This is a genomic window from Saltatorellus ferox, assembly GCA_007751475.1.
Classification (GTDB): Bacteria; Planctomycetota; UBA1135; order UBA1135.
This window is the reverse complement of sequence record CP036434.1, coordinates 3621799-3635975: the sequence shown is the minus strand read 5'-3', so window position 1 is coordinate 3635975 and position 14177 is coordinate 3621799. Positions and strand designations below refer to the sequence as shown.

The window sequence follows — 14177 nt, the reverse complement described above, 5'->3', positions numbered from 1 at the left end:
CCCCGGCCGCGCAACGCGCGACTCGCCGCTATTCCGATACCCGGCAACCCACATCAAACGTGCATCTCGGAGTCCCAATCGGGAAGATACCGCGCGGGAGTGGCGTCCCCATCTCCTGTCCTGGCCTCTCGGGGCCGACGGCTGGTCCCGAAGTGGCACTCGCCCGCCTCGCCCAGCGACCCGAAACTGAACACCGACAACGAGTTACAGCCATCGCACCTGGTGCCCTTGCCCCCAGCAGAGCCGCCGCTCGCGATGACGGTCCCTCGCCCCCGCACCCCCATCCTCGACCCGCGAACGACTCCATGACCCATGTAGCTGGCCTCGGCAACGCCGAAAAATCGACCGTCCACTGCATGGAGACACCGCGTTCCGCACAGGAAATCATGATGCTCCAGGCAAATTGCCGCACCTCTCGCCGCACTCTTCGCCGGGTCATTGCCCGCGGCTTCTCCCGGGCGGCACGCCTCGCGCCGGCCCCCCTCGCGTTGGCCTTCCTTTGGGCGCTGCCGCTGACCCTGGTTTCTGCCGCAGGGGCCGCCGCCGCTCCCCAGCAGAACCCTCAGCAAGACACAGCAGACCTCGCCACGATCGTCGAGGTCGAGGGCAGCTACGTGCTCAACTTCGCCCAGAGCGAGGAAGAGGACAGCATGTCCCTCTACCAGTTCACCCAGGCCTGCCAGGAAGTCACCGACCTCCAGTTCACCTGGAATCAGGACACCGAGGGACTTCTCAAGCAGAACAAGGTTCGCTTGCTCGGCCAGAAGACGATCAAGAAGGACCGCTTCTACTCGTTCTTCCAGGTGATGATGATCATCTCTGACTTCGTCTGCACCGAGGTCGGCGAGGACGACATCGCCGTCATCAAGATCGACTCGCTGACGACCACGGCGCGCAACAACCTGCGGTCGGGCGCGATCTACGTGGAGCCGGAGAACCTGGCCGACTACCAGGACCAGCCCGCCACGCTGATCACCACCGTCGTCACGCTGCCCAACACCGATGTTCGCCAGGTGTCGAACTCGATGCGCACGATGATCACGGACGCGAACACCCAGCAGATGCTGCCCGCGGGCAACTCGAACTCCATGGTGCTCGTCGGCTTCGGCAGCAACGTGGTCGCGCTCGCCAACATGCTCTCGATCATCGACGAGGCTTCGAAGTCCGAATCGCCGACGCCCGAATTCGAGATGATCAAGCTGGAGTACGCCGTCCCGGACGACGTCGCCGCCATGGTGGAAGAGCTGCTGGAGGCCGCCAACCAGGCCAAGCAGCAGAACGCCGCTGTCCAGGGCGCCCAGGGCACGATCAGCCGCAACCAGGGCGAGGCGAAGATCATCGTCGACGCGCGCACCAACTCGCTCATCATCGTGGCGCTCCCCGAGGAGATGCCGCGGATCAAGGAACTCATCGCGCGTCTCGACGTGGACATCGTCGAACGTGAGCGCAGCTACCATATCGTCGGCCTGGAGAACGTCAGCGCCGAGGACCTGGCGGAGACGCTGAACGACTTCCTGGAGGACGCCGTCCAGCTCGACCAGCAGGCCGGCGGGACCGCAGGCAACAACCAGCGGAACGGCGGCGCACAGCGCTCCAGCAACAACGCCCGCGAGTTCGTCGTGGTCGCGGACAACGAGACCAACTCCCTTCTGATCGCCGCCAACCGGACGCGCTATCAGGACCTCAAGGGCATGATCGAACTCCTCGATCGCCGCCAGGACCAGGTGCTCATCGAGACCGCGCTGATCGAACTCACGAGCCGCGACATGCTCGACATCGGCGTGGAACTCGGCTTTGCGGACATCCCCGGCACCGACCAGACCGGCGGCTTCGGCGTGACGGGCTTCGGTCTCTCCACCCTGGAGGACTCGGACGGCGACGGCGTCGTCGACGTGCGCGTCCCGAGCCTCGGCCAGGGCGTTACCGCCGGCATCATCGACGGCGGCGACTTCTCGATCCCGATGCTCCTCGCCCTCGTGGAAGAGAAGCGGAACTCGAACGTGCTGAACGTCCCGAGCGTGCTCGTGAACAACAACTCGGTCGCCACGGTCTCGACCCTCGACGAGCAGCCCACGACCCAGATCACCGCGACCGGCGGTGGTGTCGGCGCGGGTCAGACCCAGACGAACTTCAACGGTTACCAGGAGGCGGGTATCACCATGGAGATCTCGCCGTCGATCAGCGCTTCCCGGTACCTGCGCCTCGACATCTACCTGGAGGTCTCGACCTTCATCGGCAGCGTCCAGGGAGCCATTCCTCCCCCGCGCGTCACCCGGACGATCCGGACGCAGGTCAACGTGCCCGATGGCGCCACCATGGTCATCGGCGGCATCGTGGTCGACAACGAAAGCGACACCCGCACGCAGGTCCCCGTGCTCGGGGATATCCCGATCCTCGGGCGACTGTTCAGCCGCGAGTCCTCGAACCGCGACCGCACGGTGCTCTACTTCTTCGTGACCCCGCACATCATGAAGGACACGGAGTTCGCCGACCTCGCCGAGTTCTCGTTCACGAAGAAGCTGGAAGCCGCGGAGCAGATCGGCATGGACCGTCTCCGCAAGATCGACCCGAACTTCGGGGCCCCGGACGGCAGCGGATCCGACGTCAGCCTGGAGGGCTTCGACCTCCCGCTCTACTCGGCGCCGATCCGCGGCGAAGTCGAGGGCGAAGACGTCGGCATCACGCCGTTCGAAGCCGCTTCGATGCTGGATGGCACCAAGAAGGAGTAGCCGACCCGGTCCCTCTTCATCGACGGCCGAAGGAGATCCTCCCCGGAGGACCTCCTTCGGCCCGTCCCGCGCCCTCACTCCCTCGAGCGACCGATCGGCCGCTCCTCGGCCCGCCTCCCCGGCCCTCACTCGGCCCCCAACTCGGCCCAACCTCCTTGGGCACTCCACTATGGTCAGTATCGGTGACATGCTGCTCGACGCAGGCTTGACCCGCGATCGACTCGAAGAATGCCGCGGAGTGGCGGCCACGGGCGGCGACTCCCTCGACAAGGTCATTCTCTCGAGGGGCTACATGGACGAGAACGTCCTGCTTCAGATCTACGCGAAGGCCCTCGGCTACGAGTTCCGCAAGAGCCTCGACGGAACGAAGGTTCCGATGAGCTTCGTCGACTCCGTGCCGGTGCACTTCGCGCGGAACTACAACCTCGTGGCCCTGGAGAAGACCGACGACGTGCTTCGCGTGGCGACCTGCTCGCCCCTCGATCCCCATCCGATGGACGACCTCTCGGCGCTTCTCGGCGTCGAGGTGGACGCGGTGCTCGCGCCGAAGCCCGAGATCACGACCCTGATCGCCCGCGCCTACCGGCACAAGGCCGACGGCGTGGACGAGGCCCTCGACGCCGTCGCCGAGGACGGTGACATCGGCTCCCTGGCCGCCGAGATCGACGACTCCGAGGACGTGCTCGACGTCTCGAACAAGGCGCCGATCATCAAGCTGGTGAACACGATCATGTTCCAGGCTCTGAAGCTCCGCGCCTCGGATATTCACTTCCAGCCCTACCCCGACCGGATGCAGGTGCGCTTCCGGATCGATGGTCTGCTCTACGACATGGACGCGATTCCGAAGCGCGTGCAGGACGCGATCATCAGCCGCGTCAAGGTCATGGGCAAGATGGACATCGCCGAGCGGCGTCTCCCCCAGGACGGTCGCGCCACCATTCGCCTCGGCGACGGCGAGGTCGACGTACGTATCAGCTCGGTCCCGACGAGCCAGGGCGAGCGGATCGTGATGCGGATGCTGGACAAGACGGCCAAGCTCTACCGCCTGCACGAGATCGGCCTCGAGCCCGAGAACCTCGCGATGATCCGCGAGTACCTCGACTACAACCACGGCATCATCCTCGTCACGGGGCCCACCGGTTCCGGCAAGACGACGACGCTGTACGCGTCGATGGCCGAGATCGATACGACCAAGAAGAACATCCTCACCATCGAGGATCCGGTCGAGTACGCCATCGGCGGCATCAGCCAGGTCCAGGTGAACGCGAAGAAGGGACTGACGTTCGCGTCGGGTCTCCGCTCGTTCCTGCGCCAGGACCCGGACGTGATGATGGTCGGTGAGATTCGAGACCTGGAGACGGCCGAGGTCGCGATCCGCGCGGCGCTCACCGGTCACCTCGTGTTCTCCACCGTGCACACGAACGACGCCGCCAGCACGATCACTCGGATGGTGGACCAGGGCGTCGAGCCCTACCTCGTCGCCTCGTCGATCATTCTCATCATCGCCCAGCGCCTCGTGCGGACCGTTTGCCCCCACTGCAAGGTGGTCGGCCCGATCACCGAGGAATGGGAAGCCAAGCTCCGCAAGGTCGGCATGACCGCCGAGGAGCTGCACGGAGAGATCGCCTACGGACCTGGCTGCGACGAGTGCTTCCACTCGGGCTACGCCGGCCGAACCGCCATCTACGAGTTCCTCCCGGTGAACGAAAAGATCCGCACCCTCGTGATGGATGGAGCGTCCGCGACCGACATCAAGCGCGAGCAGACCAAGCAAGGCTTCCAGACGCTGCGGACCGACGGGCGCGAGAAGATCAAGGTCGGCCTGACCACGCCTGATGAAGTGCTTCGCGTGACCCAGCTCGACGTCTGATATGCCCATTTACCAGTACAAGGCCTTCGCCCCCGGAGGAGCCACGAAGTCCGGCATCGTCGATGCGGACACCGAGAAGGACGCCCGCACGAAGCTGCGGCGCCAGAGTCTTCTGGTGTCGGAGCTCAACGAGACGCGGGGCGGCCGCAGGCTGAAGTCGAAGGGCGCCAACGACGCCGTCGGCCGGGATCGCACCAGCACCATCAGCAAGCTGAAGGCGGCGCGCGCCAGCTCCCAGGGCCCGGGCTCCCGCGAGATCGACATCGTGTCGGGCATGACGCGCCAGCTGGCGACCCTGCTCGGCTCGGGCATCGCGCTCAACGAGTCGCTCTCCGCCCTCGTCGACCAGGCGGAACAGCGCCGCGTCGAGACCCTCTGCCGGGAGATCCGCGAGGATATCCAGCAGGGCACCAACCTCGCCGACTCGCTCCAGAAGCACCCGGGCTGGTTCACGCCGCTGTACGTCAACATGGTTCGCGCTGGCCAGGCCGCCGGTAACCTCGACAGCGTGCTCACCCGCCTGGCGGACTATCTCCAGGGCCAGCGCGCCCTGCGGCGGAAGATCGTCGGTGCGCTGACCTACCCCCTGATGATGATCACGGTCGGCATGATCGTCGTCACCATCCTGATGGCCAAGGTGGTCCCCGAGATCACCAAGATGCTCATCGACCAGAAGAAGGAGCTGCCCCCGGCCACCAAGGTGCTGGTCGGCGCCAGCGACTTCCTCAAGCAGTGGTGGTGGGCCATTTTCCTCGGCATCGCCATCATCTCCTTCATCTTCGAGCGGATCTACTCCAAGGGCGGCGACGGGCGCCTTCGGATCGACAAGTTTCTGCTGAAGACTCCGGTCCTCGGCGACCTGCTCCGGCGCGCGGCGGTCTCCCGCTTCACCCGGACCCTCGCCACGCTCCTCCAGAGCGGTGTTCCGGTGATCCAGTCCCTGGAGATCACCGAAAACGTCGTGGGCAACCGGGTCATCAAGGACGCGACCGCCCACGTCCGCGAGAGGGTCATGGAGGGCACCGACATCGCCACGCCCCTCAAGAAGAGCGGCGCCTTCCCCTCGACCGTGGGCTACATGGTGGCGGTCGGGGAGCAGTCCGGAGAACTCGAGCAGATGCTCGACCGCATCGCGACGGCGTATGATGAGGAGATCGAGGTGGCCGCCGAGCGCTTCACCAGCGTCCTGGAGCCCATCATGATCATCGTTCTCGCCAGCGTCGTCGGCTACATCGTCTTCGCCATCGTCGTTCCGATCCTGGAGATCGGCGAGATCTAATGAAATACGACGCCTGTTCGGGCGTTCCTATCCCACAGCCATGAAAGTCAATCGAAACCGAATCTCCCGACTCCAGCGTTCCCAGGCAGGCTTCTCCCTGGCGGAACTGATGGTCGTCATCGTCATCATCGGCCTCCTGGCAACCGTCGTCGCGCCCAAGCTGTTCGACCGCCTCGGTAGTGCCCAGGTCAGCGCCGCCAAGCAGGACATGATCGCGATCCTCGACGAGGTCAACATGTTCCGGCTCAACAACGGCGAGATGCCGAGCTCGATCGAGGAGCTCACCCGGGAGGACGACAAAGGCCGCAAGTACCTCGATACCGACGTGGTACCGAAGGATCCCTGGGGCAACGAGTACATCCTCGAAGAGGACGACAACGGCGATCCCGTGATCTGGTGCTACGGCGCCGATGGCACCCAGGGCGGCGAAGGCGGCGACCTCGACTTCAGCACGAAGATGATCAAGAACCGGGAGATCTGATTCTCGCCGGATCGAACAGCGGGGCCTGCTCGGGTCCTTTTCCGAAGACCGCGGACGCGATGTGCGCCCTGGTGAACCTCCCATGACGCCACGACACCCAAAGCGAGCTCGAGCGGGATTCACGCTCACCGAGATGATGCTCGTCGTGGCGGTCATCGCGCTCATGGCGACGGTCGTGGGCGGCAGCCTCGACTCGATGCTGCCCAAGGAGCGCCTGAACACGGCGGTCCGGAACCTGACGGCGCTGCTCCGGAATGCGCGCTCCGAATCCGTGGGCCGCGGCCTCGAGTTCTACGTCGAGTACGACCTCGACGAGCATCGCTACCGCATGGTGACGCCGTTCGCCAAGGACGGGACGCGCTTCATCCAGGAAGAGATGACCGAGGACGAACAGTTCGCCCTCGCGTGGGAGCTTCTGCCGCCGGGCGTGGAGTTCGCCAGCGTCGCGATCACGGGCGAGATCTACGCAGACGGGCACTGCTACGCCCGCTTCGACCCGCGCGGGGCCGCCTCGGACCACCAGGTCGTCCTCGCGCAGCCCGCCTACGACAACTTCTACACCGTGGAGGTCATGGCGCTCACGGGCACCTTCAAGTTCCACCGCGGCATCTTCACGCGGGAGGCTCCGGACGACGGAGACTTCGACTGATGCGTCTCCCCCCTCCTCGCAGCTGCAGACGGACGAACCCCGCCGGGGCAGGTTTCACGCTCGTCGAAGCCGCGCTGACGCTCGCCATCGTGGCGCTCGTGCTCGTCACCGTGCTCCAGGGCATGGAGGGCGCCAAGCTGAGCGCCTTCCAGACGCGCCAGAAAAAGACGGCCTACGAACTGGCCCAGGGCATGCTCGGGGAGATCACCGTCGGCCTGTGGCGCGACGAGCTCGAATCCGGCATGAACGGCACCTTCGCGGAGCAGGACGAGCCTGACTTCCTGTGGGAAGTGGCCCTCGGTGAAGACGTCTTCGAGGAGCAGGCCACCGACGACGAGCGCCCCTTCGACAACTTCGCGGCCCGCCGCGACTGGGAGGAGCGCAACCGCTCGGACTCGGAAGAAGAGGAGTACGAGGACGGGGAAGCGCCCGCCGAGCCGTTCGAGAAGATCCGCATCCGCGTGACCTTCCAGAAGGTCAAGGACTTCTCCAACGAGATCGTCCTCGAGAGATGGTGTCCCTGGGAGGAGATCTACGGTCCGAGCGAGGAAGACATCGCGGCCGGCGAAGGCGCCGCGGCTCCCGCCGGTGGGAACCCGCCGGGCGGGACCGGGGAAGACGCGGCCAGGAGCGGCGGGTGAACGACGTGATGAAGCACAGAATGCCAGATCGCCGTCGCGCGACGTCCTCCATCCCGGGATCGATGCGATCGGGCTTCACGCTCGTGGAGGTGATGCTCGTCGCCATGATCATGGGCATGATGATGGTCAGCATCACGAAGCTCATGCAGGCCGCCCGCCGCACGCGGGACACGATCCATAATTTCCAGGAGACCCAGCTCGCGGGCCCCGCGGTCCTGGAGATGATCACCCGCGACCTGGATGGGCTCATCACCACCGGCCGACCGCGGACGCAATGGCTCAAGATCACGGATCGAACCGTCAACGGCCAGGACGCAGACCGCATCGACTTCGTCACGACGACGGACTCGCTGCTGATCCTGACCGATGACGACGACGAGCCGTTGCGCGCGGACATCAACGAGGTGGGCTACGTCCTTCGCCCTAGCCCCGAGAACGACGAGTTCCTGGAGATCTATCGCCGCGAGGACTTCGGCGTCGACACCGAGCCCATGGAGGGCGGCGATTACACCTTCCTCTCGGACCAGGTGAAGGGGCTCAATATCGAGGTGTTCCTCGAGGACGGTCCCGACCCCGAGCCGGAGGACGAGTGGAACGCGGACAGCGTGGCGCCGCTCCCTGGATCAGGCCCCGTCGCCAACGTGGGCGGCACGTCGAACGCAGGGTCGAACGAGGACAGCGTGGGCGGCCTGCCCGCGTGGATCCGAATCTCGCTGACGATCGAGCTGAAGCCCCGCATCGATCGCGAGTCGATGGACTTCAGCGGAGCGGACAAGCGCACGATCACCTACGTGCGGAACTACCGTTTCCCGAGCGTCTTGCGGGTCGAAGAAGGCGCCATCCCGCGACTGGGGATTCCTCCCGCTCCGTCGGCTGGCGGCGCGACGGATCCGAACGCGCCTGTCCCGCCCGGCGATAATACCCCGCCCACGCAGGACGGCAGCACGCCGCCCCCCGGGGGAGACGGCCAGGGCTTCAAGGACGCGAAGTGAACGGTCAAACCCGTCCTTCAGCCCTTGGAGCGGCCTGACCTCCTTCGCTACCTGAACGCGATACCAACCGCGTCCGTGAAGTTGGACGTGACCGCCGGGTTGGCGTCGCGGTACCACACCTGGAACCACCAGGTTTCACCTGCCGAGACCGAGGCCGTACCGATCGGCTGTGGCAGCGACGCCGTGTTGATGACGATGTCGATGCGGCCGTCGGTTCCTGCCTGGGTGAAGTCCTGCACGAGGCGCCCGACGCCACCCGAAAGGCAGATGTTGCCCTGGCTTCCGCCCGGTGCGGCAGAGAAGCCGGAGTTCAGGCTGGCTAGGGCATAGGCAAAGCTGAAGCGTGGCAAGAAGGCTGCCTCCAGCGTCAGATTGCGATCGTTCGCCACGTCGCTCCCCCTCGCGACGAGTGACGCCGCGCGCCCCGTCGAGTTCGGCACCGCCGGGGCGCAGAGCAGCTCGCCCAGCGGAGCCCACGCGTAGCAAACCGACCAGGCCGTTCCCTGTTCGTCGATGCCGGGGGTGAACTCCGCCCCGGGGGCGCCGATCAGGGGATAGCCAGATCGCATGGCGACCGACGCGCCGACGTACCAGTACTCGTCGGACTGGGGCAGCTGAATGGTGCGCTCCTTGCTCCAGCCGGTGGTCGGCGACCGTCGCAGGAGATCGACGGAGCCCCGGTTGGTGAGCAGTGGCCCGCCAGCCGTCGCGGCAGCCGTGCGGCCCGGAGCTCCCGCCAGCACAACGTCATCCTGGATCGCGACGCTCGCGCCCAGACGATTGCCGCCGCCCGGTTCGTTCAGCCCGTAGGTAAAGACGAGCCCCCAGCTCACCGGCAGCGCCGACGTGTAAATGGAAACGGTTCCCTTCTCGATCAGTGACCCGTTCATGGCCTCCGGAGCCCCCACCACGAGTGTCCCCGTCGCGCCCTGGCGGGGAGGTTCCATGGCGAGTGCGCTGCCGAAACCCGCGTAGGCGGTCGGCTGACTCGGGAAGAGCGTCTGGACCTTGACCCAGTTCTGCATCCCGGTGGCTCCCTGCGCCTCGTAGATCACGACGCCGCCCGAGTTCTGGGGACCCGACGGCGCATCCAGGCGCGCGGCCCCCACGGCCAGCGTCGCGGGCGCCACGGCGAGCGCTTCACCGAAACCGTCCCCCGCGCGGCCGGTCGGATCCTGAATCAGCCCATCGAGCGTGACCGTGTTGGCGGCGAGGTCGAAGGTGTAGGTGTAAACCGTCCCCGCATCGAAGGCGGTCTCGTCAGCCCGCGGTGCGCCGACCGCAATCTTGTCGGCGAGGACCGCGACGGAGCAGCCGAAGCCGTCGTTGATTCCGGCGTTCGGCGCCACGAGTTTGTCGACGAGGACGAAGGGCGAGCCAAAACCGAAGCGGCGGAAGACGTACGCGGCTCCGGCATTCGGAGCGGCCTGGTCGTCGCCCTTGGCGCCCACGACGAGCAGGTTCCCGCCGATGGCGATCGCCTCGCCGAAGCGATCGAAAGAGTTCACCGCCGTAGGGCGGAGTTCCTGGGAGATCGTGAACGCACCGGTCAACTCCTCACGCAGGAAGACGTGCACGGCTCCCGCGTCCACTCCGGATGCGCTGTCCCCGGGTGCGCCGATGATCGCGGTCCTCTCCGAGGCCGCCACGGCCGTCCCGAAGCGCGCACGGAACGTGGCGGCCGGCGATGGCAGTGGCTGATTGAAGGGCGGTGCCCCCTGTGGAATGGCGGCTTCTGCAGCGGTCGTTAACCACACACCGAGCAAGAGGGCCGCAGCAGGCACTCTCCGCGCGACATCTCGCCGACACCCTGAACCTTCGCGACGTACCGATGTTCTGAACTTCATGCCTTCGATCCCCCCTTCCGAATGCTCACTGCACCGGATCCCCCTGGATCGCTATTTTGCCTCCAGGCCCTGCACCACCCTCGAACCAGCTAACGCTGCTCGAAAGGCTTCGTGCAGGCAAGAGGATGATGCACCGCCCCCATAGTTCCCAAGCAAGGGACACATGAAATGGCTGTCAGGATGAGCCAGGACTCACGCCCCTCCCTCGAAACGGCCGAGGAAAGCGCTCCTGCCTACTCTATCGGACGCCCGATCGACTTCCTGCCGCCCAAATAGCTCTGGAGAGCCTCGGGAATCGAAACCGTGCCGTCGGCGTTCTGGTGATTCTCCACCAGCGCGATGATCATCCTCGTCGAGGCGGCCACCGTGTTGTTGAGGGTGTGCACATGGCGCACCTTCCCCTCCTCGTCGCGGTACCGAAGGTTGAGTCTCCGCGCCTGGAAGTCGTGGAAACGCGAGGCGCTGTGGGTCTCCCCGTAGCCTTCACGCGAGGGCATCCAGGTCTCGATGTCGAACTTCTGGATCTGCGGCTGACCGAGGTCCCCGCCGCAGACGTTCACCACACGGTACGGCAGATCGAGCGACTGCAGGATCGCCTCCGAGTTCCCGAGGATCGCCTCGTGGTGAGCGAGACTACGCGCTTCGTCCGCAATATCGAGGATCACCTGCTCGACCTTCTGGAACTGGTGCACGCGGTAGAGGCCCTTGGTGTCCTTGCCGTACGTACCCGCCTCACGGCGGTAGCAGGTCGACTGCGCCACGAACTTCATGGGCAGGTCCTTGCCGTCCAGGATCTCGTCCTGATAGAGCGCCGTGACCGGGACCTCGGCGGTTCCGACGAGGCAGAGATCATCCCGCTCGTCGCAGCGATACGCCTGGTCCTCGCCGCCCGGGAAGTAGCCTGTCCCCACCATCGTCTCGCGCCGCACGAGGGTCGGAACCGACAGCGGAGTGAATCCACGCGCGACCATCGAGTCGAAGGCGAAGCGCATGATGGCATGCTCCAGCAGCGCCATGTCGCCGAGGAGCACGTAGTTGCGGGAACCCGAGAGCCTGGCCCCACGCACGGAGTCGATCCAGTGGTGGATTTCGCCGAGCTCCGAGTGCGACCGCGGCTCGAAGTCGAAGGCCCGGGGTACACCCACCTTTCGCATCTCGACGTTGTCCGCGTCGGTAGCACCTTCGGGGACTTCGTCCGCGGGCACGTTGGGAACCAAGAGCAGCAGGGCGTCCAGTTCTTCCTGGACCTCCTTCTGCTTGGCCTCCAGCTCCTTCAGTCGGCCGGTGTCGTCCGATTGAGCCGCGACGAGGGCCGCCCTGTCTGCCGGCGCGGCCTCCGCGATCTTCTTCCCGGCTACCTTCTTGGCGGCGCGGAGTGCATCCACGGATCCCACCAGCTCGCGACGCTCCTCGTCGAGCGCGACGATTCGGTCCACGTCGCAGGGGATACGCTTCTTGGCCGCCCCGGCCTTGACGACGTCGGGGTTCTGAACGATGAATTTCAGGTCGAGCATGCGGGGGAAGTTACTACAGCCACTCCGACTCGATGCTTCCGAACAGCTTGTTCTTCTTCTCGATCAGCTGAACCTCGACTTCTTCGCCCTTGGTGTCGAACAACACGTCGAGCGGCTTCCAGAACTGATCCCACCCGTACTTCGTGAGATCGTCCAGCGAGACAGCGGGGTGCATCTTCTCGGACTCGAAGGCCCGCTTGGACCCCTTCTTCCGGATGAAAGCCTCCGGCTGGGGCACCGCTCCGTAGAACCGGTCGTAGGCCTCGCCCCCGGCGCCGATCACCTGGACCGACATCCCCTTCACCGTGGCCGACTCTTGCTGGCGGGACACGTCGAAACCGAAGCTGTAGGGGGCTCCCAGGGTCACCTCGACGTTCTCCCCCTCCTTCACCAGGTAGCCGGGCGAGCTGTCCGAGGGGAGGATCACAGCCTTCATGGCCTGCATCTTCTTTCCTTCGCGCACGATCCCGAAGTAAAGGTCCCAGCGCCCTTCCGGCACCTCGACCTTACCGCCGCCCCCGATGTTGACGAAGGTTTCGCCGAGCACGCCGCCGTTCCCTTTGAGGATCACGATGTCCGGCTTCACCCCTTTCGCCTTGAGCTGAAGAGTCCCCGTCTTGAAGGTGACCGGCTCCACGGAGACCTCCGTCCCCGCGTTCAACACGGTCAGCGCGTGCCACCCGGCGGATCCCAGGTTGACGTACTGGCTCATGGGCTGAGCCATCTTCTCCCCGTCGATACGGATGGAATCAACCTCGGGCTGGGTCATCCCTGACTTGAGCTGCGTGTGGGCCCAGGCCGACGGCATGGAGCCATAGACGCCGTCGAGGTTGTCGTCGTACAGTTCGATCTCGACCCCGGCGACCTCACCCGCCATGTAGCCACCGGGGATATAGAAGAGGCTCATCTGATCGCTCGTCGGCGCCAGGTTCATCTGCTGACCCTGGTAGAAGTCCTGGGTCCGGCCGACTTCGACCATGAGCCCCCACTTCCGCTTCGCCGCGCCTTCACCGATCTCCATGACGACGGTGTCGAGCTTGCCCTTCGCAGGCCACTCCATATCGCCGGTACCATCGCGATCGAGGTCGATCATGACCTTGGCCGCTCCTTCACGAATGATCTGGGGACCGTTCGGCCCGAGGCGCGGGATGTCAGACTTGCTCCCCGGCGCCCGGAGTTGAACCGCAGGCCAGATCTGACGGTGCTCGTCGAGGTAGTAGTTGGGCCGCTGGTCGTCCTTGAGGCCCTTGATCTCCTGGAAGGAGAGCTTGGCGGTCAACGCGCCGCCGGCGACGGGCGCTTTCCCATCCTCGGGATCGTCCTTCGGATCATCCTCGTTGGGCGTCTCGTCCGGCTTGCCGGTGACGGGCTCAGGCTTCTTCGCGGCGCCAGAACCGAACCCCATGCCGACGAGCGCCCGCAACCGCGGGTGGACACGCTTGTAGGTGAGGTCCTTGACTCCGAGCTCCTCACGCAGCGCGAGGCCCTTCTCATACAGCTCCGTGACGCGCTGGAGGTTCGTCTTCTTCTTGTGGTACTGCTCGTCCGCGAGGGCGCCTGCAGAGATCAACGAATCGGACTCGTACCACTTGTCTCCGATCTTCTCGAACTCACCCGCGAGGCGCTCGTAGCGTTCGGCAACCTTCAGGAGCTCGGCGGGGTCCTTGCTGGTCTCCGCCGCGGTCCGCTGCTTCACCAGCTTGTCGTACTCGACCTTGATCTTGCGGCGGATCTTCTTCTCGGCCTGGGTCAGGTTGACGAAGTAGAGTTCTAGCCGGTCCGGGAAATCGTTGTCGTAGAGCCGCGTCCAGGTGTCCCTGAGAGCATTGAAGCGATCGTAGAGAATGTCGTTCGGCGCATAGCTGATCGCTTCCGCCGTGATCAGGATCGTGAAGATCGCGTCGGCCTCCTGGCTCTGAACGAGCTTGTCCATCTTGGCCTTCGACCCTTGCTTGACCGCCGCATCGAAGTCGAGGCGGAATCGATCCAGCGAGGACTGCGCCGAGGTGGACGCGACCGCTGCCAGGCCAGCCGCCGGTACGACCAGGCCAGCAGGAGCCGCCAGCGTCCCGGGCGCGAGGGCGAGGAGTACGGAGAAGGCGCAAGGAGCTGCGAGACGAAGCATGGGCATGTCCAGGGGTCGAAGGGAGGGGCCAGGCAGCCATGATAACGGCG

At 65.4% G+C, this 14177-nt stretch carries 10 protein-coding genes; 7 read left to right on the top strand and 3 right to left on the bottom strand.

All coding sequences use genetic code 11. From position 1 onward, the window contains the following. Positions 1-305: 305 nt before the first annotated feature. The 7 genes from Poly30_RS12990 (at position 306) to Poly30_RS12965 (ending at position 8641) form a co-directional block, all read left to right on the top strand. Complete coding sequence (locus tag Poly30_RS12990; RefSeq protein ID WP_145197940.1) at positions 306-2729, top strand: secretin N-terminal domain-containing protein; 2424 nt, start codon at positions 306-308, stop codon at positions 2727-2729. A gap of 187 nt (positions 2730-2916) precedes the next feature. Then, positions 2917-4599: a type II secretion system ATPase GspE gene (gene gspE, locus Poly30_RS12985; RefSeq protein ID WP_419191327.1), complete on the top strand. Its 1683-nt coding sequence runs from the start codon at positions 2917-2919 to the stop codon at positions 4597-4599. Between the two features lies 1 nt (position 4600). Then, on the top strand, positions 4601-5878 hold the full coding sequence (locus Poly30_RS12980) for a type II secretion system F family protein (RefSeq protein ID WP_145197936.1): 1278 nt from the start codon (positions 4601-4603) through the stop codon (positions 5876-5878). A gap of 40 nt (positions 5879-5918) precedes the next feature. Then, on the top strand, positions 5919-6359 hold the full coding sequence (locus Poly30_RS12975) for a type II secretion system protein GspG (RefSeq protein WP_145197934.1): 441 nt from the start codon (positions 5919-5921) through the stop codon (positions 6357-6359). An 82-nt stretch (positions 6360-6441) separates the two neighbouring features. Next, positions 6442-7008 (top strand): pilus assembly FimT family protein, encoded by a 567-nt coding sequence (locus Poly30_RS12970; RefSeq protein ID WP_145197932.1) that lies wholly within the window; start codon positions 6442-6444, stop codon positions 7006-7008. Next, positions 7008-7649 (top strand): type IV pilus modification PilV family protein, encoded by a 642-nt coding sequence (locus Poly30_RS28430; protein WP_419191326.1) that lies wholly within the window; start codon positions 7008-7010, stop codon positions 7647-7649. Before Poly30_RS12970 ends, Poly30_RS28430 begins: the two co-directional genes overlap by 1 nt. A gap of 20 nt (positions 7650-7669) precedes the next feature. Beyond that, positions 7670-8641 carry a PulJ/GspJ family protein gene (locus Poly30_RS12965; protein WP_419191325.1) on the top strand — a complete coding sequence of 324 codons (972 nt, stop codon included), beginning with the start codon at positions 7670-7672 and terminating at the stop codon, positions 8639-8641. A gap of 47 nt (positions 8642-8688) precedes the next feature. On the opposite strand, the gene Poly30_RS12960 is transcribed toward Poly30_RS12965, so the two are convergent. From Poly30_RS12960 to Poly30_RS12950, 3 genes are all read right to left on the bottom strand, one after another. Further along, positions 8689-10398, bottom strand: a complete 1710-nt coding sequence (locus tag Poly30_RS12960; RefSeq protein ID WP_419191324.1) for an FG-GAP repeat protein — start codon at positions 10396-10398, stop codon at positions 8689-8691. A 323-nt stretch (positions 10399-10721) separates the two neighbouring features. Further along, complete coding sequence (gene serS / locus Poly30_RS12955) at positions 10722-12002, bottom strand: serine--tRNA ligase (protein WP_145197926.1); 1281 nt, start codon at positions 12000-12002, stop codon at positions 10722-10724. Between the two features lie 13 nt (positions 12003-12015). After that, positions 12016-14127 carry an HAD family hydrolase gene (locus Poly30_RS12950; RefSeq protein ID WP_145197924.1) on the bottom strand — a complete coding sequence of 704 codons (2112 nt, stop codon included), beginning with the start codon at positions 14125-14127 and terminating at the stop codon, positions 12016-12018. Positions 14128-14177: the final 50 nt, after the last annotated feature.